We start from the raw sequence: 20,095 nt of genomic DNA, 5'->3' as shown, positions 1-20,095 counted from the left end.
GTGCCGGCGGAGGAGCGGAGGTCCTAGACCTCCGGTCCTCCGCCGTCCCGTCTGAGACGATGGAACGGTGAACGAGATTCCCGGGGACGGCACGGTGCAGGAGCAGACCTTCTACGAGCAGGTCGGCGGTGAGGAGACGTTTCGCCGCCTCGTTCGGCGTTTCTACGAGGGCGTCGCCGAGGACCCGCTGCTCCGCCCGATGTACCCCGAGGAGGACCTCGGCCCCGCCGAGGAGCGGTTCGCCCTCTTCCTGATGCAGTACTGGGGCGGCCCGGGCACGTACAGCGAGCGCCGCGGCCACCCCCGGCTGCGGATGCGGCACGCCCCCTTCGTCGTCGACCGGGCCGCGCACGACGCCTGGCTGCGGCACATGCGGGTCGCGGTCGACAGCCTGGACCTGGCGCCCGAGCACGAGACCCAGCTGTGGCGGTACATGACGTACGCGGCGGCCTCGATGGTGAACACCGCCGGCTGAGGACGCCGGCCCTCCCCCTTCCCTCCCGGTCCCCCACCCGGGAGGTTCAGACCACTCCGCGCCACCGGATGAACACATTCCGGGAATCGGTGACCGAATAACGGTCACGATCGCATCAAGGTCGGTGCGCAAGCGGTTTCCAGCGGCCCGTGGCCGATGAAAGCATTCCCAGAACGTTTCGAGGGTTCGACAGGCGTTCGGGCGACCGCCAACGCGCGTGGAGCTGCCAGGGGGATGGGTGACGGGGTTCGTACTTCTGCGCGTCAGGGCACACCGGCTGCTGCTCGGCGCGGCACTGCTCGCCGTCGTCCTCACCACCACGGTGCTCGCGACCCTCGCCGGCTTCTCGTCCTCCATCGGGAACGCCGCGCTCCAGGCCGGGCTCCGCGACCGCTCGGCGGCCGCCGCGCACCTGCTCGTCTCCGGACAGGTGCCGGCCGACCGGCGGGACTCCGCCGACCGGGCCGTCACCGACGGCGCCCGGCGCGCCTTCGACGGACTGCCGGTCACCGTCCGGCGCCTGGAGAGCTCGGGGCCGTACGCGCTGCCCCGCTCGCTCCGGCCGCCCGCGACCCGCGGGGGCGACCCCGACCTGACCCACTTCGCGGCGCTCGACCGCTCCCGGCTCACCCTCGTCGGCGGGGCCTGGCCGCAGGCCGGCCGCACCGGCGGCGTGGTCGAGGCGGCGCTGCCCCAGGAGGCGGCGAAGCGGCTGCGGACCGCCCCCGGCGCGGTCCTCGAACTGACCGACCGGCTCACCGAGAAGACGGTCCGGGTCAGGGTCACCGGCGTCTACCGGCCGACCGACACCGCCGACCCGTACTGGCTGCTCGACCCGGCCGGCGGCCGCGGCGTGCGGACCGTCTCCTTCACCACCTACGGCCCGCTCCTCGCCGACCCGTCGGTGCTCGCCTCCGGCGCCCTCGCCCTCGGCGAGACCACCTGGCTCGGCACCGCCGACTTCTCCCACCTCGAGACCGGCGGCATCACGGCCCTGCGCGAGTCGTCCACGCGGGTGCCGGAGGCGCTCGCCGCCGACGGCACCGCCTTCGGCACCACGATCAGCGCGGTCACCGGCCTGCCGACCCTCCTCGCCCAGACCGAACGCTCCCTCGCCGTCTCCCGCTCCACCCTCCTCGTCGTCGCCGTGCAGCTGGTGATGCTCGCCGCCTACGCGCTGCTGCTCGTCGCCCGGCTGCTGAGCACCGAACGCTCCGGCGAGACCGCGCTGCTGCGCGCCCGCGGCGGCTCCCGGGCCCGGATCACCGGCCTCGCCGCCGCCGAGGCGCTGCTCCTCGCGCTGCCCGCCGCCGCCGTCGCCCCGCTGCTCGCCGGCCCGCTGACCCGCCTCTTCGCCGAGCGGTCCGCGCTCTCCTCGCTCGGGGTCCGGCTCGACACCTCCCCGTCCCTCACCGTCTGGCTGGTCTCCGCGGGCGTCGCCCTCGCCTGCGCGGCGGCGGTCGTCGCCCCCGCGCTCGCCGCCCGGGACGGCGACGCCGTCTCCCTGCGCAAGGCCCGGGGCGGCACCCTGCCGTGGCCGGTGCGGGCCGGGGCGGACCTCGCACTGCTGCTGATCGCGGGCATCGCGCTCTGGCAGCTCCAGCGCAGCCCGGAGGCCGCCGCCGACGGCTCCTCCGTCGACCCGGTGCTCGTCGCCGCGCCCGCGCTCGCGCTGCTCGCCGGCACCGTCCTGACGCTGCGTCTGCTGCCGCCCGCCGCCCGGCTGGCCGAGCGGCGCGCCGCCGGCGGCCGGGGCCTGTCGGCCGCCCTCGCCGGCTGGCAGTTCAGCCGGCGCCCGCTGCGCGGCGCCGGCCCCGTCCTGCTGCTGGTCCTCGCGGTCGCGATGGGCATGCTGGCGATCGGTCAGAGCCGCTCCTGGGAGCGGTCGCAGCACGACCAGGCCGACTTCCGGGCCGGCGCCCCGGTACGGGTGCTCGGCGTCGGCCCCGGCGACGCGACCCGGACCGCGCGGCTCGCCGCCGTCCCCGGGGTGCGCGAGGTCGCGCCGGTCCACCGGTCCACCATGGACGTCGCCGGCCGCACCGCGACCGTGCTCGCCGCCGCCACCGACCGGCTCGCCGGCGGCCTGCTGATGCGGGAGGACCTGGGCGGCGGGACGGCCGCCCGGGTCCTCGCCCCGCTCGCCCCCGAGCAGAGCTCCCGGCCCGGCCTCGCACTGCCCCGAGACAGCCGCTCGGTCGTCGTCGGCCTGCGCAGCGAGGCGCCGCCCGGCACCTCCGGCGCACGGGTCACCCTCGTCCTGGAGGACTCCTACGGCGTGCCGTACCGGCAGTCCGCGGGGCAACTGCCCGCGGACGGCCGCACCCACCGGCTCTCGCTCGACCTGACGGCGCTGACCGGCGGCGGGGCCCGCTCCGACACGGGCTTCGTCCTCACCGGCATCGAGATCTCCGCCGACTTCTCCGAGGGCGACCTGCGCGCCCAGACCCTCCACGTCGACCTGCTCGGCACCACCGGGAAGGACGGGGCGCTGCGCACCGCCGACCCGGCGCGCACGCTGGCCGGCTGGAAGGCGGTCCGCGAGCAGACCCTGCGGGGCGACGCCCAGGACCCGGAGGAGCTGAAGGGCCGGGCCGGCGCCCCCGCGGCGGACGCGCAGGCGACCCCGTACTCCTTCCCGTACGGGCTGACCGGCGTCTTCTCCGACCGCTTCGCCCCCCTCTCCGAGGACTACGCGGTGCGGCTCGCCGCGCCCGCGGGGCGCGAGGACCACCTGCTTCCGGCCATCGCCTCGGAGGCGTTCATGGCCGCGTCCAAGGCGAAGCCCGGCGAGCACCTGGAGGTCTCGCTCGGCGGCCGGCGGCTCTACGTCGTCGTCGGGCGGGTCGTGAAGGACCTGCCGACGACCGGCACCGCGGGCCGGACCACCGACGCCGCGGCGGCCGGCGGCGTCCCGGAGGACGGCGGCGGCATCCTCCTCGACCTGACGGCCGTCAACCGCTACCTGGCCACGACCGACCCGTCGGCACCGGTGGCGCCCACCGAGTGGTGGCTGACCCCCGAGCCCGGCCGGGCGGACGCCGTCGCCCGGGCACTGCTCGAAGGCGCCGACGACGAGCCCGGCGAGATCGTCGTCCGCGACGCGGTCGCCGACGAGCTGCTCGGCGACCCCCTCGGAGCGGGCCCCCACACGGCCCTGATGGCGGTGGCGGCCGCCGCCGCGGCGCTGGCCGCCGTCGGCTTCGCGGTCGGCTCGGCCGGATCCGTACGGGAGCGGGCCGCCGAGTTCGCGATCCTGCGGGCCATCGGCGCGCCGCGCCGCCGTCTCGCCCGGCTCCTCGCGGCCGAGCAGGGCGTCCTGATCGGGGTGGGGCTCCTGGTCGGCGTCGCCCTCGGCACCCTGCTGGCCCGGGTCGTCGTCCCGCTCGTGGTGCTCACCGGCCGGGCCACCCGGCCCGTGCCTCCCGTCCTGGTCGAACTGCCCCTCGGCGAGGTGGCGCTGCTCCTCGCCGGAGTCGCCGCCCTGCCGCTCGCGGTCGTCGCGGCCATCGCCCTGCGCCGCAACGACCCGGCGGTGTCCCTGCGCCACCAGGGAGACAACTGATGCCCGACGTCCCGCGCGAGGAGCCCCGCCCGATGCAGCCCGCAGGCGAGTCCCCCGCCCACCGGCCCGCGCCCGCGGCGCCGCCGGCGGGCGAGTCCGAGAAGGCCCCCGCCCCGGCCGTCGCCCCCTGGGTGCGCACCCGGCTGCGGGCCGCTCCGGGCGCCGCGGCCGGACTGGCGCTGCTGGTCTTCGTCACCGCGCTGCTCGCCGCCGCGCTGCCGCGGGTGGTGGACGCCTACGAGACGAAGGGGCTGCGGCACGACGTCCGTACCGCGCCCGCCCACCAGTCCATGATCGAGATCACCGCGCCGCTCGCGCAGGGCGCCGAGGTCTCGCCGGACACCCTGCGCGGCGACCAGGAGCGGCTGCGGGGGGTGATGCCCGCGCCGCTGCTCACCGACCGCGGGCAGACCGTGCACGGCGTCCGGACGATGATCCGCGTCCAGGGGCTCGACCCGTGGCTGCCGAAGCCCGACAACGAACCGGTGGAGTTCACCCTCGCCTCCCCGTCGGACCTCGGCGCGCACGCGACCCTGCGCCAGGGCCGGATGCCCGCCGGCAGCCCGAAGCGGGCGGAGGCCGCCGTGACCGCGGCGACCGCCCGGGCCCTGGGGATCAGGCCCGGGTCCGTCGTGCACGTGCCCGGCATCGCCGCCGAGCCGGTCGCCTTCACCGTCACCGGCATCGTGGAGCCGCGCGACCCCGAGCGGCCCTACTGGGCCGTGGAACCGCTGCTGCGCACGCCGCTCCTCGCGATGAAGCCCGATCCCACGCAGCTCAGCTCCTACTGGCAGGCCGCCCTCCTCGTCTCCCCCGCGTCGGGGTCCGCCCTCGCCACCACCACGGGCACCCCCGAGGTGTACTGGCGCTTCCCGCCGGTCCACGACCACCTCACCGCCGAGGACGGCGGCCCGCTCGCCGCCTCCCTCGCCTCGCTGTCCGGCGGACCCGCGCTGGTGAAGGTCCGCGAGGTCGCCGGCCCCACCGGCCGGCTCGCCACCGGCCTCGACGACGTCGTCGCCGGCTACGAGGCGACCGGCGCCGCGATCTCCCCCGTCGTCGCCGTCGCCGTCTTCGGCATCGGCGCGGTCGCCGCCGTGGTCGTCGCCATGACCGGCGGCCTGTTCCTCGCCCGCCGGGACGGCGAGCTCACGCTGCTGCGGGCCCGGGGCGCCTCCCTGCCCGGCATCGGCTTCCGGCTGCTCGGCGAGACCGCCGCGGTCGCCGTCCCGTCGGCCGCGCTCGGCCTGGCGGCCGCCGTCGCCCTGGTACGGGGCCCGGACACGCCCGGCGCCCCGGCCCTCACCGGCTCCGCTCCGCTCCTCCCCTCCGCCCTCGCCGCCGCCCTGGTGGCGCTGGTCGCCGCCCTCGTGCTGCCGGTCCGGGCCGTGCTGCGGCACCGGGCGCCCCGGCTGCACGGGGTCCGCGAGGACCTGGTGGACGCCAAGCCGTCCCGGCGCCGCACCGTCGTCGAGCTGACCCTGCTCGTCCTGGCGGCCGGCGCGATCGGCTCGCTGCGGCTGCGCGGCACCTCCGACTCCGGCGACCACCTGGTCAGCGCCGCCCCGGTGCTGGTCGGCGTGATCGCCGCCCTCGCCCTCGTACGGATCCAGCCGGTGCCGCTGCGGTGGCTGGCCCGCCCGGCCCGCCGGATGCGCGGGGTCGTCGGCCCGCTGGCCATCGCCCGGGCCGGGCGCTCCTCGGCAGGCGGCGTGCTGCCGCTGCTCGCGCTCGTCCTGGCGCTGACCACGGCGGCCTTCGGCGGCTCGGTCCTCGCGGGCGTCGCCGACGCCCGCGACCGGGCGGCGCTGCTCTCCACCGGCGCCGACGCCCGGATCGAGGGCCGCACCGAGGGCGTACCACTGCCGGCCGGGCTCACCGAGGCGGTACGCGGCACGAGGGGCGTCCGCGAGGCGCTGCCCGTGCAGATCGAGTACGGGGTGGCGCTGCCCTCTCCGGTCGCCACCGACCAGCCGATGAGCGCCCCGCTCGTCGCGGTCGATCCGGCGGCCTACAGCCGGCTCGCGCGGCGGACCGACAACGGCGCCTTCCCGGCGGAACTGCTCGCCTCGACCGGCAAGGGCGGCCGCGACGCGGTCGGCGACACCGAGCGGGTGCTGCCCGCGCTCGCCTCCCCCGGGGTCGCCGCCCGCCTGGGCGACCGGCCGATGAAGCTGAACGCGGCGGCGGGCGCCTTCCACGTGCGGGTGGTCGCCGTCCGGACCTCCACCCCCGCGGTCCGCGGCGCGGACTTCCTCGTGGTCAACGCCGCCGACATCACCAACCTGCGGCAGACCGCCGTGCTGGTGACCGGCGCCGCCGACGGCCCGGCCCTGCGCGCGGCCGTCGAGGCGAAGTCGAAGGAGTTCGCGGTGACGACCGGCGCCGAGGTGCACGGGTCGTACGTGGACTCGCCGCTCCAGTCCGGCGCCGAGGGGCTCTACTCCGCGGCGATCGGAGCGGGCGCCGCCTACGCGGTGGTCGCCGTGCTCCTGTCGCTGACGCGGAGCGGCCCCGAGCGGGCGACGCTGCTGTCCCGGCTGCGGACGATGGGCCTGACCCGGCGGCAGGGACGGCGGCTGCTCGGCCTGGAGGCGCTGCCGCCGGCCGTCTTCGCCGCGCTCGGCGGGGCGCTGGCCGGATGGGCGACGGTGCCGCTGCTCGCCCCGGGCGTGGACCTGTACCGGATGGCGCTGGCCACCGCGGAGGGGAGCCCGGCACTGACCGACGTGCCGCTGCGGGTCGACCCGTGGTCGCTGGCGCTGCCGGCGGTGGCCGTGGTCCTCCTGACGGGGGCCGCGGCGGGCATCCAGGCGTGGTGGACGGGACGGAAGAGCTCGGTGAAGGAACTCAGGGCAGGAGACGCACGATGACGACGACCGCGAACGCGACCCTGGAGGAGCTGGAGCGGCGGGCGAACGCGCACCGCGACCGGCCCTCGTACGGGCACGACGCGCTGATCGCCTGCGACCGCCTGGTGCGGATCTTCACCACCGACGGGGTGGAGGTGCAGGCGCTCCAGGGACTCGACCTCCTCGTCAAGGAGGGCGAGCTGATGGCCCTGGTCGGGGCGTCCGGCTCGGGCAAGTCGACCCTGATGAACATCCTGGCCGGCCTGGACGTGCCCACCGCCGGCGCGGCCCGGGTCGCGGGCTGCGACCTGCTCGCGATGACCGGCAAGGACCGGCTGCGCTACCGGCGCGAGGTGGTCGGCTTCGTCTGGCAGCAGACCGCCCGCAACCTCCTGCCCTACCTGACGGCCGCCCAGAACGTGGCGCTGCCGATGCAGTTGGCGGGCAGCCGGCGGAGGAAGGCCGAGCGGGCGGAGCGGGCCGAGGAGCTGCTCGCGATGATGGACATCGCGCACTGCCGCGACCGGCGGCCGCACCAGCTCTCCGGCGGTCAGCAGCAGCGGGTGGCGATCGCCGTCGCGCTCGCCAACAACCCGTCGGTGCTCCTCGCCGACGAGCCGACCGGCGAGCTGGACTCGGCCACCGGCGAGCAGGTCTTCGCCGCCTTCCGCCGGGCCAACGAGGAGCTGGGCACCACGATCGTCATCGTCACCCACGACCAGGCGGTCGCCACCGAGGTGCGCCGCACGGTCGCGATCCGGGACGGCCGCACCTCCTCGGAGGTGCTGCGCCGCACGGAGGTCGACGAGGAGGGCCGGGAGTCGCTGGTGGCGCGGGAGTACGCGATGCTCGACCGCGCGGGCCGGCTCCAGCTCCCTGCGGACTACACCAAGGCGCTGGGCATGGAGCACCGGGTGGCGCTCGAACTGGAGCAGGACCACATCGGCGTGTGGCCGGACGACGTGGAGCACCAGCACTGAGGAACCGGCCCCGCCCCCGGCCCGTCCCGGTCGGGGGATGGTCGGGGTAGGTGGCCGGGGGTAGGCGGTCGGGGGTAGGCGGTCGGGGGGCGGGGGTAGGCGGTCGGGGGGCGGGGGGTCGGGGTGGGAAAGGGACGCGTCCTCGCGTACGCCGGCGCGGTGACCGTGCCGCTCGGCTCCGGCGCGCTGCTGCACCTGTGGGGGAGCTGGTCGATGCGCTCCCCGCTCGGCACGCCGGCCGCGCTCGCGGTCCTCGTCGCCCTGGTCCTCGCCGGGCTCGCGGTGGCGGCGCACCACGCGCTCTTCCGCGAGGGCGGCAGCGTTCTGGCGCTGGTGCTGCTGCTCGCGGGCCTGGGCGCGGTGTGGATCGAGGCCCGCGACTCGCGGGTGCGCGGGGCGACGGTGGAGTGCGTGGTGGTGGGGAAGGTCCGGGTGACCGACCACCCCACCTTCGGCGAGGGCGCCCCCGAGCCGAAGCGGCTGTACCACCACGCGCTGGACTGCCCGGGCGGCCACCCGCGGGAGTTCGCCTGGGAGCGGAAGCTCGGCGGGGCGGGCGAGACGGTCGCGATCGCCTACGACCCGGCCCGGAGGATGGACCCGGTCCCGGCCGACGAGAACGTCGCCCGGGGCTCGCTCTTCCTCCCGGGGGCCCTGCTGCTGCTCGCCGCGGGCCTCTCGGTGGCGGCGCTGGCGGTCGAGGGGACGGACGACCGGATCCGGTGACGCCACGAGCGGCCCCGGCTCTCCCGGCGGCGACGGGCGCCCGGCCGTCAGCGGCCCGGGCCGCACGAGCCGCCCCGGTCGCGCCCCGGGGCCACCGGGGGCTCGACGGCCGGGTCTCCGGTGAGCGGGCCTCCGGTGGCAGGCCTCAGGTGAGCGGGCCTCAGGTGAGCGGGCCTCCGGTGAGCGGGCTTCCGGCGGCGGCTACGGCGCCGGGGTGACCAGGAGCGAGGGCGGGGCCGTGCGCAGGGCCACGGAGCCGTACGGGGTGCGCAGCCGCAGCCACGGCCCGGCGGCCATGAGGACCACCGGCAGCTGCTCCTGCGGCGGGAGGAAGCCCAGGGACTGGGCGGCGTGCACGGCCCGCAGGGGCAGGCCGGTGGCGCCGAGGACGCGGGACCAGATCTCGCGCCCCACGCGGTCGCGCTCGGCGCGGGTGCGCAGCTCCTCGGGGAGCTCCTCGTCGCGGCGGCGGAACTCGGCGACGGCCGCCGCGACCGCCCCGCGCAGCTCCCCGGCGGAGGGCAGGCCCCCGACGGGTCGCCAGCCGGAGCGCGGCGGGAGGACACCGGCCCAGGGCGGGCCGGTGACGGCGCCGGGGACCACGGCCTTGCCGGCCGCCTCCTCGATGCCGTCGAGCAGTTCCCCGGCGGAGACGGTGACGTCGAGGTCGACGTCGTCCACCAGCCGGGCCGTGCGGATCGCGAGCACCTCGAAGGAGGGCGGGCGTCCGAAGACGGCGAGCGCGCCGCCCCCGGCCCGGAGGCGGACGGCGGCGGCGCGGTCGTAGTGCACGAGCCGGGTCAGGAAGGCGGCGAGGGCCGCCGCCTCCCTGGGGTCGGCGAAGTGCAGCGGGGCGAGCACGGTCATGCGGAGGACGTCATCCCGTCGTCGACGTACTCCTGGAGGAAGCGGCGCTCCTCCTCGGAGATCCGGCGCGGGCGCTGCGACGCCAGGTCGAACGGCACGACGACCGTGGACGCCCGGACGTAGGTGACGTCGGGGTCCTTGATCTCGTACGCGATCGTCAGCGAGGCCGCGCCGATCTTGGTCACCCAGGACTCGATGGCCACCGGCTCGTGCCGGTGGACCAGCGGCCGCAGGTAGTCGATCTCGTGGCGGGCCACGACGGACCCGCCGGAGAAGGACGGGCTGCCGTCCCCGGGCGCCAGCCGGAACATGAAGTCGATCCGGGCCTCCTCCAGGTAGCGGAGGAAGACCACGTTGTTGACGTGCCCGAAGGCGTCCATGTCCGACCAGCGGAGGGGACAGCTGTAGAGGTGCCTCGCCACGACGTCCTCAGCCCCGGGTGAGCTTCTTGTGCGTGGCGCGGTGCGGACGGGTGGCGTCCGGGCCGAGCCGCTCGACCTTGTTCTTCTCGTAGGACTCGAAGTTGCCCTCGAACCAGAACCACTTGGAGTCGCCCTCGTACGCCAGGATGTGCGTGGCCACTCGGTCGAGGAACCAGCGGTCGTGGGAGACGACCACGGCGCAGCCGGGGAAGTCGAGGAGCGCGTTCTCCAGCGAGGAGAGGGTCTCGACGTCGAGGTCGTTGGTGGGCTCGTCGAGGAGCAGCAGGTTGCCGCCCTGCTTGAGGGTGAGCGCGAGGTTGAGGCGGTTGCGCTCACCGCCGGAGAGCACGCCGGCCGGCTTCTGCTGGTCCGGGCCCTTGAAGCCGAACGCGGAGACGTAGGCGCGGGACGGCATCTCGACCTGGCCGACGTTGATGTAGTCCAGCTCGTCGGAGACGACGGCCCACAGCGTCTTCTTGGGGTCGATGTTGGCGCGGCCCTGGTCGACGTAGGAGATCTTGACCGTCTCGCCGATCTTGATCTCGCCGGCGTCCGGGGTCTCCAGGCCCTGGATCATCTTGAACAGCGTGGTCTTGCCGGCGCCGTTCGGGCCGATGATGCCGACGATGCCGTTGCGGGGCAGGGTGAAGGAGAGGTCCTCGATGAGGACCTTCTCGCCGAACGCCTTCGAGAGGTTGTTGACCTCGACGACGACGGAGCCCAGGCGCGGGCCCGGCGGGATCTGGATCTCCTCGAAGTCCAGCTTCCGCATCTTGTCGGCCTCGGCGGCCATCTCCTCGTAGCGCGCGAGGCGCGCCTTGGACTTGGCCTGACGCCCCTTGGCGTTGGACCGCACCCACTCGAGCTCTTCCTTGAGGCGCTTGGCGCGCTTCTCGTCCTTCTTGCCCTCGACCTTGAGGCGCTCGGCCTTCTTCTGGAGGTAGGTCGAGTAGTTGCCCTCGTACGGGATGGCGCGGCCGCGGTCGAGCTCCAGGATCCACTCGGCCACGTTGTCGAGGAAGTACCGGTCGTGGGTGATGGCCACGACGGTGCCCTTGTACTTGGCGAGGTGCTGCTCCAGCCAGTTCACCGACTCGGCGTCGAGGTGGTTGGTGGGCTCGTCGAGGAGCAGCAGGTCGGGGGCCTCCAGGAGGAGCTTGCAGAGCGCCACGCGGCGCTTCTCGCCACCGGAGAGGTTGTTGACCGGCCAGTCGCCGGGCGGGCAGCCCAGGGCGTCCATGGCCTGCTCCAGCTGGGTGTCGAGATCCCACGCCTCGGCGTGGTCCAGGTCCTCCTGGAGCTTGCCCATCTCGTTCATGAGCTCGTCCGTGTAGTTCGTGGCCATCTCCTCGGCGATGGCGTTGAACCGGTCGAGCTTGCCCTTGATCTCCGCAACGCCGTCCTCGACGTTCTCCAGGACGGTCTTGGACTCGTCGAGCTTCGGCTCCTGCATGAGGATGCCGACCGAGTAGCCCGGGGAGAGGAAGGCGTCGCCGTTGGACGGCTGCTCCAGCCCGGCCATGATCTTCAGAACGGTGGACTTACCGGCACCGTTCGGGCCGACCACACCGATCTTCGCACCCGGCAGGAAGCTCAGCGTCACGTCATCGAGGATGACCTTGTCGCCGTGCGCCTTGCGCGTCTTGCGCATCGTGTAGATGTACTCAGCCAAGAGAAACCGTCCGGCAAAGAGTGAGTGGGCAGATACACCCATCTTGCCGCACCGCCGCCCCCAGGCGGAAACCAGTACCTCGGGCGCGGCAGGGCCGAGCGCCTTCCGGGCGCGCCGGGGACACGCGGGGGACGCGCGCGGACCCGCCCGGACCTGCCCGGACGCACCGTGACGTGCCGGTACGCGCGACGGCCCCGGACGCGGATGCGTCCGGGGCCGTCGCCGTCACGGGGTGCGGTCACCCCGTGACGTCGTGCTCGGTCGTGCTCAGTGACCGGCGGCCTTCTTCTTGCGGAGGAAGAACACCGCGCCACCGCCGGCCAGGACGAGCGCGACGGCGATGCCGGCGATCATCGGGGTGGCGTTGGAGCTGCCGGTCTCGGCCAGGTCGCCGCCGGTGGTGCCGGTCGTGCCGGTCGTGCCGGTGGAGGCGTCCGTGGAGGTGCTGGGCGCCGGGGTGGCCGGGCTCTCCGAGGGGGTCTCGGACGGGGTGCCGGTCGACGGGGTCTCCGACGGGGTGCCGGTCGACGGCTCCGGGCTCGGGGCGGTCTTGCAGTCGAGGACGCCCTGGAAGCTCTTCGAGAAGTCGTTCGGACCCGTGATGGTGAAGTTGTACGCCTCGTCCTCGGCGACCGGGACCGTGATGGTCTTGGTCTCACCCGGGGCGATCGTGTAGGAGGTGCCCTTCACGTCGAAGGTCCAGGGCTCGTCGCCCTCGTTGGAGGCGGTGATGTCGACGCCGCCCTTGGCGCAGTTCTCGGCGACGGTCACGGCCGGGACCGCGCCCTTCTTCGCCCAGGCCGCGGTGACCTCGGCCTTGACCGTGGACTCGCTGCTGCCGGCCAGGATCAGGGTCTGCTCGTGGCCCTCGACGCTGCCGAAGACGCGGCCGATCGAGACCTTGGTGCTGGTCTGCAGGCTGACCTTGGTCTGGCCGTCGGGGGTGCCGGCCGGGACGTCGAGGAAGAGCTCGGCGTTGTTGCCGACGGCGGTCACGGCGGCGCCGGCCTTGTCGACGACCTTGACGTTCGCCGGGGCGTCGGCGGGCAGGGAGACCTTGACGGCGTCGGCGGCGGTCGCGGTGGTCGTCACCTTGAACGGGCCGATCTTGTCACCGGCCTTGCCGGCGACGGAGGCGGGCTCGGCGGCCAGGGAGACCTTCGGCTCGCCCTGGTCCGGGGCCTTGGCGGCCTCGGCGACCAGGTAGTCGCTCAGCGCCTTGGCCTCCGGGTCCTCCGGGGTGGCCGTGACGTTGTCCGAGTACTTCCAGATGGCGGCCTGGGTCGCCGTGGCGGCCTCGTCACCGGTCAGGCTGTCCACACCGGCCTTGCCGGCGAGCGCCTTGAGGTCGTTCACCTCGGGGTACGAGTTCTGCAGGATCCAGCGGATCTTGCCGGCGTTCGGGTTCTCGTGGAGGGTCGACTTGTCCCAGTCGGTCTCCCGGTACTTCGTGCCCGAGTCGGTGGACGTCCACAGGTCGATGCAGTACGCCTTGAGCGAGCCGCCGCCCTTGACGGTCAGGTTGAAGAGACCGCCGCGCTGGGTCGAGTTGCCCTTGTCGCTCTCGATCTTGATCCGGCCGGACTCGACGAGACCGCCGAGCTCAGCGGCGACGCCGCCGCCGTCCGAACCGGGCTCGTCGGCCATGGCCGGTCCCGCGAAGGCTATCGCGCTGGAGACCACCAGGCCCGAGACGAGCGTCGCGGCGGCCAGGCGGGCAGCACCGCGCCCACGAACTGAAAACATTTATTTCCCCTCCGGGCGGAAAGCTCCGCGAACGTGGTCGATTCGCGTGGGGGGAGCGTCCGCCAGCAGACTCACTGACTCGATGGGCTCATGTGCCTCATGAGTACTCGGGAATCCTAGGGAGACGGAAGAGCCCGGTCCCCGGTCATACGGTGAGATAACCATTCCGAATCGGAATCGTTATACCCCCGGCGAGTTGGTCGACAAATCCCCACGACACAAGGTCAAGGGACGGTTACCAGTTGGTGTGCAGCGGTCGTCCAGGGGTCCTCTCCGGCCGCCGGCACGAGCCCCCGGACCTCCTCGCGATCCGTCAGGTCGCCCTCCCGCGCGCCCGGAGGAGCCTGCGCCCCCGGCCCCGGCTCGGCCCGCGCGCTCCGGCGGAAGGCCGAGGTGCCGCGCGTCAGGTCGTGGCCCACGGCGAGGGCGTCGATGTCGACGAAGGTCTTGCGCTGCCCGTCGCGCTCGTCCTCACGGACCTTCAGGCGCCCGTGAACCACGAGGGGTTCCCCCACCGAGACCGAGGCGGCCACGTTGGCGCCGAGCGAGCGCCACGCCGAGACCGTGTAGAAGCTGGTGGTCCCGTCGGTCCAGACCGCCCGCTCGCGGTCCCACCGCCGGGCGGTCACCGCGAAGCGGAACCTGGCCACGGCCGCTCCCGCCGCCGTCTCCCGGTACTCCACCGCCGTCGCCACGTTTCCCACCAACGTCACCGTCGTGTCGTTCATCTCCGTGCCCTCCCCGTCCCCGCGTCCGTCCTGGTGGACACCATGCTGACGACGCGACGGGAAGCCCGCCGGCGCCTGTGGACGACCGACGGGCTGTGGACGACTCGGCCACCCGGGAGGGGGACGGAAGGGGTGGAGAGCACGGCGCGGGCCAGGGAAGAGCAGAGGGGGAGGAACCCCACCGGAGCCACCGGCGAGGCGGGTTCCATCGGCGAGGCGGGTTCTAGCGGTAGCGGGTCCCGGTCCGGGTCGCGCCCAGCCTCGGGGCGCCGCCGCGGCCGACCGTCCCGACGATCCGCGGCGAGGGCCGGGGCCCGGCCACCTTCGCGTACTGCTCGCGCGCCTCGCGGTAGCGCAGCAGTTCGGCGGAGACGGGGTCGAGGACCCGGGCCCGGCCGCAGGCGGCGGCGGCCTCCGCGAGCTTGCGTTCGGCCTCCTGCCCGTACCGCCGGGCCGGTCCCCTCACCCCGCTCTCGCAGGCCCATTCGATGAGCGGGCCGCCGACGATCCCGCCCACCATGACGAGGACCGGCGGCAGCAGCCCCGGTTCCACGAAGCCCACGATCTGGCCGACCAGCCACAGGGCGCCGAACAGCTGAAGGAGGGTCATCAGGGCCTGGGCGAGGACGGCGACCGGCCACCAGGCGGGACGCGGCGGCCGGGCGGCCGGGTCGCCGAGGGCGACCGTCAGCTCGTCCAGCGCCTCGGGCAGCCCCTCGGCACCGCGCGTGGCGGCCTCCCGTACGGCGTGCGCCCAGGGAGCGGGGAGCCCCCGCGAGGCCTCGTCGGCCACGATCCGGACCGCCTGTTCGACGCGCTGCCGGGCGGTCAGTTCGTCCTCGACGGGGGACGCGAGCCGGGGGTCGGTGGAGCCGTGCCAGCGCTTGCGCTCGTACCAGCGGTGCAGCCGCAGCCAGGGCGATCCGCAGGCGCGGATGGCGCCCCGCCGCCAGACCCGCTCGGCGGCCTCGCCGGCCGCCTGGGCGCCGACCGCGACGGCGAGCCGGCCCGCGAACTCCTCCCGGCTCCGCTCCCCCAGCCCCGACCGCCCCTCCGCCACGTAGGCAGGCCGGAGCCTCGCCGCGGCGGCGTCGATGTCGGCGGCGATGCGCCGCTCGGACGCGGTCCGGTCCTGGACGAAACGGGCGAGGAGCTCGCGGAGTTCGGACACGCCCTCGCCGGTGAGGGCGGAGACGGGCAGCACGGTGGCGCCGGGTTCGCCGTGCTCCCCGAGGGCCATGCCGTCCTCGTCGAGGAGGCGGCGCAGGTCGTCGAGGACGAGTTCCGCGGCCTCGGCGCCGAGCCGGTCGACCTGGTTGAGCACGACGAAGGTGACCTCGGCGTGGCCGGCGAGCGGCCGCAGGTACCGCTCGTGGAGGGCGGCGTCGGCGTACTTCTCGGGATCGACCACCCAGATGACGGCGTCGACGAGCCCGAGCGCCCGGTCCACCTGGTCGCGGTGGGCGGTGACGGCCGAGTCGTGGTCGGGCAGGTCGATGAGGACGAGCGACTGGAGCTCGGCGTCGGCGGCCCCGCCGGCGAGGGGCCGCCGGCGCAGCCGCCCCGGCACCCCGAGCCGGTCGAGGAGCCCGGCGGCCCCCTCCGACCAGGTGAGGGCGAGCGGCGCGGAGGTGGTGGGCCGGCGCAGTCCGGTCTCGGAGACGGCCACGCCGGCGAGGGCGTTGAAGAGGGTGGACTTGCCGCTGCCGGTGGCGCCGGCGAGGGCGACGACGGTGTGCCGGGAGGAGAGCCGCTGCCGGGCGGCCGCCTCGTCGAGCACCCGCCCCGCCTCGGCGAGGGCCTCGCTCTCGACCCGCGTACGGGAGAGTCCGACGAGCTCGTGCAGGGCGTCGAGCCGCGTCCGCAGCCCGCCCCCGTAACTCCCCCCGAACCCGCGGGCGTCCAGGGCCTCGATCCGGGCCTCGCCCGCGTCGGCCCCCGCCTCCTCGGCCGGGGCCCGCTCGGCGGCCCGCCGCGCGATCAGCCCGTCGTCCCACCGCGCCTGCCCCTGCTCCCCCTGCGGGCCGCCCGCGCCCCTCCCCGGCCGACCCGGCTGGCCCGCCTGGCCCGGCTGGCTTGGCTGGCCCGGCTGGCCCGTCTGCATGGACTGGCCCGACTGCATGGACTGCCCCATGTGATCCGCCTTCCTCACCACCTTCTCGGTCCTCCCGGTCCCCCCGGTCCCCCCCTTCCTCTCGGTTTCGCCTTCTCCCCCGTCCTCGCCCCGGACCCACGGCTCGGCCACGTCACTTCTCCTTCTGCAGTACGGAGAGCGCGGCGATCAGCTCCGCCTGCGGCTCGGGGGTGACGTCGAGGGCGTCGAGGGGCCCGAGGCGGCGGTCGCGCTCGGCGTGCAGGACACGGTCGACGTGGCTGAGGACGAGGTCGCCGCCCTTGTCCCGCAGGCGCAGGGCGGCCTGGGCGCCGAGGAGTTCGGCGAGCCGCTCGCCGGCGGGCCGGGCGCGGCGGCCGCCGAGCAGGGAGGCGGCGAGCAGGGCGGCGACGGTCTCGGCGTCGGGGAGGGCGGTGCGGGCGGAGCCGCGTCCGGCGGGCTTCTCCGCGCTTCGCACCTCCTCGTCCGCCAGCTCCTCCAGGACCCGCCGCCAGCGCCGCACCTCCAGGCCGATCCGCTCGGCGACCTCGCGGTCGCCGCCGCCGGGGGCACCGCGCAGCGCGCCGGCGGCGGGTTCGCGGCGGTGCACCTCGCGGATGCCCTCCTCGGCGGCCGAGACGGCGCAGTGGAGGAGGGCGGCGAGGGACTCGGTGAGGGCGTCGAGGAGTTCGTCGGCGGTGCTGTCGCGGGGGTAGGCGCGCCAGCGGGCCCGGGCGTCCCCGGCGAGCACGGCGCCCTTCCCCAGCTCCTTGCGCACGCGCGCGCCCTGCCGGCGGTAGGCGGCCTCGACGGCGTTGCCGAGGCGTACGGCGGCGGCGTACTGCGCGGCGACGGCACCGGCCAGTTCGGGCAGCCGGGCGTCGAGCGAGTCGATGACGCCGGTGGCGGTGCGGGAGACGGCCTGCTGGCGGGCGGCCGGATCCTCGGCGCGGTGCGCGAGCCACCCCCGGAGCGCGGCGACGGCGCTCTCCGGCAGCAGCCCGCTGCCGCCGCCGGTCGACTCGGGCAGTTCGGGGATGGTGAACCGGGGCACCTCCCCCAGCCCGGCCTTGTCGAGCAGCGCCCCGAACTGCCGGGAGACCTCGCCGACGACCTGGTGGGGCACCCGGTCGAGGACGGTGACGAGGGTGACGTCGTACTCCTTGGCGCTGCGGAGGAGATGCCAGGGCACGGCGTCGGCGTACCGGGACGCGGTGGTGACCATCACCCAGATGTCGGCGGCGCACATCAACTCGGCGGCGAGCAGCCGGTTCTCGACGATGAGCGAGTCGATGTCGGGGGCGTCGAGGAGGGCGAGCCCGCGGGGCACGGTGGCGGCGGTCTCGACCCGGAGCGCGTTGTCCTCGGTGTCGGAGGTGTCGACCGGGTGGTCCTCGTCGGCCTGCGGCAGCCAGACGCGGGTGAGCTGCGGCAGCACGCGCAGCCCGGCGAACCAGTGCTGGTCCTCGGGGTGGCAGACGAGCACCGGCGTCCGGGTGGTCGGCCGCAGCACGCCCGCCTCGCTCACCCGCCGTCCGACGAGCGAGTTGACCAGCGTGGACTTCCCCGCCCCCGTCGACCCGCCGACGACGGCGAGCAGCGGGGCGTCGGGATCCGTCAGCCGCGGTACCAGGTAGTCGTCGAGCTGCGCGAGCAGTTCGGCCCGCGTCTGCCGGGCGCGCGGCACGTCCGGGAGGGGCAGGGGAAGACGCACGGCCGCGACTCGGTCGCGCAGGGCGGAGAGTGCGTCGATCAGCTGGGGCCGTTCGTCCAAGGTCACCACATGCGAAGAATGCCCAATTTGTGAGCGTTTTTGAAGCGTATGAGGACCCTGCGCGCCGAAGAAGGGGAGGGTGACCGGAAGCCCGGGCATAACGAGTGCACAACACCCGCCCCGAGTGGCGTGAAAAGCGCTGCGCGAATCGCACCTGCCTGCGATTATCGGTTCGCTTCACCGAACCTCCACATCGTGTCACGCAGGCGAAGCACCCGGGCCGAGCCGCCAGGACCCCTATCCTTGTCCCGGCAGTCCCGCCCCACCCACCCGGGCCACCAGGCCCAAGGCCACCACCGGCCCCCGTAGCTCAGCGGATAGAGCAGGTGCCTTCTAAGCACTTGGCCGCAGGTTCGAGTCCTGCCGGGGGCGCACAGCGAGGCCCCTCCTTCGGGAGGGGCCTTTTCGCTGGTCAGAGCAGGTTTCCGGCGAGCGGACCGGAGCCGGATACGCCCCCTGGCGGGCAGCGGACGCATCCGGCTGGCCCCGGCTCATCCCGCGTTTCTGCGGGTGGCCTCGGTGAATACGCGGTGGAGTTTTCAGACCCCCGCCGCGGCGGGGCCGGGGAGCTCCCCCGCTCCCTCGATCCGCTGCTTCAGGTCGTCGAGCTGCCCGTCGATGCACCGGGCGTAGGTGGCGAGGAGGACGGGAACGCTATTGCCCGCCCACTCGGCCACGGTCGCGGCCGGGACGCCGGCGTTGAGCCAGTTCGTCAGGCAGGTGTGCCGGAGGTCGTACACGCGCCGGCCGAGCGGGGAGCCGAACTCGTACGGCGTGAGCACCTCCTTCCGGGCCCGCCGCCACGCTCGCCGGATCACGGACCCGGCCAGGTCCCCGCCCTTCTCCCCCTGCATCAACAGGTCGCCGGGCTTCAGCCCCTCCTTCTCGATGTGGGCCCGGAGGATCCGCGTCAGGGCCGGGCGGCAGGGCACCGTCCGGGTGTCGCCGGCGGCCCGCCCCTTGAGCCCGCGCTGCTCGCGCACCTCCCCCGTGTTCGTCCACTGCCTGCCGACCTCGGGGTGGGCGGTGTGGAGCAACAGCTCGCCCCACTGGTCGTCGGCGTCCGCGTCGGGCAGGCGGACGTCGCCGACGTCGAGCGCCACGACCTCCTCGGGCCGGGCGCCGGCGTAGTACATCGTGGCGAAGAAGGTGTGCAGCCGCGGGCCGCCCCTCGGCCGGGCGTGGACCCAGCCGAGGAGCTTGGCGGCCTGCTCCTTGTTGAGCAGGGAGCGCTTGTCGACGGCCGAGGAGGTCTTGGACGCGGCGGCGCCGGCGCCCTTCCCCTTCGGGAGCGGGTTCTCCTTGAGCACCTTCTTCTTGATGGCGTGCTCGATGAGGACGTTCAGGACCCGCTTGGTGCGCCGTGCCGTGCTGGCGGCCACGGGGGTCCCGTCCAGCTTCGTCCCGGCGGCCCGCAGCGCCGTCTCCACTGTGCTCTCGTCCTCCCAGGCCGCCATGGTGAGCGAGTTCCGCTCGACCCACCGCAGGATCACGGCGACCTCCGGCGGGGCCTGGTCGCGCCGGAGGGTGTTGAAGGCGTACTCGCGTAGGGCCCGGCGCACGTCGACGCCCTTGAACGCGGTGGGCTGGGATCGGAGCAGGGCGATCGTGACGGGCGTGAGCGCTTTCGCCACGTTCCGCCGGTTGTTCGCGGAGGTCCGCGCCCAGAGCTGGTCCACGAACTGGATCGCGAAGTCGTACCACGTCACGCCGGCCGCCTGGGAGATGTGCGAGACGGGGAGCCCGGTGGCGAGGCTGAACGCCTCCCCCTTCCGCGCCGCGGACACCAGCCCGGCACGGAAGGACTCGGCGAGGGCCGCCGTGACGAACGTCTGACGGTGCTCCCGACCGTTCAACTCCCAGCGCACGGTGTGGGTGGTCTTCCGCTTGCCCACGTTGACGCCGGTCTTCCAGAACTTCACGTTGTACGTCGTGTCCATCAAGCGGCGTCCTCGTGCTCGTTCAGCCAGAGCTCCAGGTCGACCCGGCGCACGCGGAGGGCGCCGTTCGGGAGCTTGATGCAGCGGGGGGCGCGCCGCTTCAGGCGCCAGTCGTAGAAGGTCGAGCTGCTGATGCCGAGTTCCTCGCAGATCTCGGGGACGGTGAGCATCGCGCGGGTCTTGGGCGTGCCAGCCATCTAGTGCACTCCTCGGGGCGAAAAAGTTGGGATGACATTGCGCTGAGTCGCGACTCAAG

General features: G+C 74.7%; 14 protein-coding genes and 1 tRNA gene. 6 read left to right on the top strand and 9 right to left on the bottom strand.

Annotated elements, in window-relative coordinates; translation table 11 throughout:
* Positions 1-67 precede the first annotated feature (67 nt).
* The 5 genes from IE287_RS04560 (at position 68) to IE287_RS04540 (ending at position 8,598) form a co-directional block, all read left to right on the top strand.
* On the top strand, positions 68-475 hold the full coding sequence (locus IE287_RS04560) for a globin (protein ID WP_189847562.1): 408 nt from the start codon (positions 68-70) through the stop codon (positions 473-475).
* A gap of 238 nt (positions 476-713) precedes the next feature.
* The gene (locus tag IE287_RS04555) at positions 714-4,040 is read left to right on the top strand and encodes an FtsX-like permease family protein (RefSeq protein ID WP_189847561.1); all 3,327 of its coding nucleotides are present in this window, start codon (positions 714-716) and stop codon (positions 4,038-4,040) included.
* A complete protein-coding gene (locus IE287_RS04550; RefSeq protein WP_229883272.1) occupies positions 4,040-6,913 on the top strand; it encodes an FtsX-like permease family protein in 2,874 nt (957 codons plus the stop codon). Before IE287_RS04555 ends, IE287_RS04550 begins: the two co-directional genes overlap by 1 nt.
* Positions 6,910-7,872, top strand: coding sequence for an ABC transporter ATP-binding protein (locus IE287_RS04545; RefSeq protein WP_189847560.1), 963 nt, complete (start codon positions 6,910-6,912; stop codon positions 7,870-7,872). The genes IE287_RS04550 and IE287_RS04545 overlap by 4 nt, the downstream gene beginning before the upstream one ends.
* Positions 7,873-7,995: 123 nt before the next feature.
* Positions 7,996-8,598, top strand: coding sequence for a hypothetical protein (locus tag IE287_RS04540; protein ID WP_189847559.1), 603 nt, complete (start codon positions 7,996-7,998; stop codon positions 8,596-8,598).
* 201 nt (positions 8,599-8,799) lie between these two features.
* Here IE287_RS04540 and IE287_RS04535 read toward each other — a convergent pair whose 3' ends face one another.
* The 7 genes from IE287_RS04535 to IE287_RS04505 form a co-directional block, all read right to left on the bottom strand.
* Positions 8,800-9,465 (bottom strand): DUF8010 domain-containing protein, encoded by a 666-nt coding sequence (locus tag IE287_RS04535; protein WP_189847558.1) that lies wholly within the window; start codon positions 9,463-9,465, stop codon positions 8,800-8,802.
* Positions 9,462-9,887, bottom strand: a complete 426-nt coding sequence (locus IE287_RS04530) for an acyl-CoA thioesterase (protein ID WP_189847557.1) — start codon at positions 9,885-9,887, stop codon at positions 9,462-9,464. The genes IE287_RS04535 and IE287_RS04530 overlap by 4 nt, the downstream gene beginning before the upstream one ends.
* Positions 9,888-9,894: 7 nt before the next feature.
* Positions 9,895-11,559 carry an energy-dependent translational throttle protein EttA gene (gene ettA / locus IE287_RS04525; RefSeq protein WP_189847556.1) on the bottom strand — a complete coding sequence of 555 codons (1,665 nt, stop codon included), beginning with the start codon at positions 11,557-11,559 and terminating at the stop codon, positions 9,895-9,897.
* Between the two features lie 267 nt (positions 11,560-11,826).
* On the bottom strand, positions 11,827-13,305 hold the full coding sequence (locus IE287_RS04520; RefSeq protein ID WP_189847555.1) for a Cys-Gln thioester bond-forming surface protein: 1,479 nt from the start codon (positions 13,303-13,305) through the stop codon (positions 11,827-11,829).
* A 224-nt stretch (positions 13,306-13,529) separates the two neighbouring features.
* Positions 13,530-14,033 (bottom strand): single-stranded DNA-binding protein, encoded by a 504-nt coding sequence (locus tag IE287_RS04515; RefSeq protein ID WP_189847554.1) that lies wholly within the window; start codon positions 14,031-14,033, stop codon positions 13,530-13,532.
* A 223-nt stretch (positions 14,034-14,256) separates the two neighbouring features.
* A complete protein-coding gene (locus IE287_RS04510; protein WP_308436849.1) occupies positions 14,257-16,167 on the bottom strand; it encodes a YfjP family GTPase in 1,911 nt (636 codons plus the stop codon).
* A 112-nt stretch (positions 16,168-16,279) separates the two neighbouring features.
* A complete protein-coding gene (locus IE287_RS04505) occupies positions 16,280-17,899 on the bottom strand; it encodes a dynamin family protein (protein WP_189847760.1) in 1,620 nt (539 codons plus the stop codon).
* Positions 17,900-18,198: 299 nt separating this feature from the next.
* Here IE287_RS04505 and IE287_RS04500 point away from each other — a divergent pair.
* Positions 18,199-18,271: transfer RNA gene (locus IE287_RS04500), tRNA-Arg, on the top strand.
* Between the two features lie 167 nt (positions 18,272-18,438).
* Here the strand turns inward: IE287_RS04500 and IE287_RS04495 are convergent.
* Together IE287_RS04495 and IE287_RS04490 are read right to left on the bottom strand one after the other, a co-directional pair.
* On the bottom strand, positions 18,439-19,839 hold the full coding sequence (locus tag IE287_RS04495; protein WP_189847553.1) for a tyrosine-type recombinase/integrase: 1,401 nt from the start codon (positions 19,837-19,839) through the stop codon (positions 18,439-18,441).
* On the bottom strand, positions 19,839-20,036 hold the full coding sequence (locus IE287_RS04490; RefSeq protein ID WP_189847552.1) for a helix-turn-helix transcriptional regulator: 198 nt from the start codon (positions 20,034-20,036) through the stop codon (positions 19,839-19,841). Before IE287_RS04490 ends, IE287_RS04495 begins: the two co-directional genes overlap by 1 nt.
* Positions 20,037-20,095: the final 59 nt, after the last annotated feature.

Origin of the sequence: Streptomyces omiyaensis, assembly GCF_014650895.1 — a bacterium.
In the GTDB taxonomy this organism is placed as follows: domain Bacteria; phylum Actinomycetota; class Actinomycetes; order Streptomycetales; family Streptomycetaceae; genus Streptomyces; species Streptomyces omiyaensis.
The sequence above is the reverse complement of the archived record's forward strand: the minus strand, read 5'-3'. Positions and strand labels throughout refer to the sequence as shown.

Bases quoted from the DNA above. Each gene is read 5' to 3' on its own strand.
- IE287_RS04550 (WP_229883272.1), top strand. From the start codon at position 4,040: ATGCCCGACGTCCCGCGCGAGGAGCCCCGCCCGATGCAGCCCGCAGGC.
- IE287_RS04545 (WP_189847560.1), top strand. From the start codon at position 6,910: ATGACGACGACCGCGAACGCGACCCTGGAGGAGCTGGAGCGGCGGGCG.
- IE287_RS04535 (WP_189847558.1), bottom strand. From the start codon at position 9,465: ATGACCGTGCTCGCCCCGCTGCACTTCGCCGACCCCAGGGAGGCGGCG.
- IE287_RS04520 (WP_189847555.1), bottom strand. From the start codon at position 13,305: ATGTTTTCAGTTCGTGGGCGCGGTGCTGCCCGCCTGGCCGCCGCGACG.
- IE287_RS04515 (WP_189847554.1), bottom strand. From the start codon at position 14,033: ATGAACGACACGACGGTGACGTTGGTGGGAAACGTGGCGACGGCGGTG.
- IE287_RS04510 (WP_308436849.1), bottom strand. From the start codon at position 16,167: ATGGGGCAGTCCATGCAGTCGGGCCAGTCCATGCAGACGGGCCAGCCG.
- IE287_RS04495 (WP_189847553.1), bottom strand. From the start codon at position 19,839: ATGGACACGACGTACAACGTGAAGTTCTGGAAGACCGGCGTCAACGTG.
- IE287_RS04490 (WP_189847552.1), bottom strand. From the start codon at position 20,036: ATGGCTGGCACGCCCAAGACCCGCGCGATGCTCACCGTCCCCGAGATC.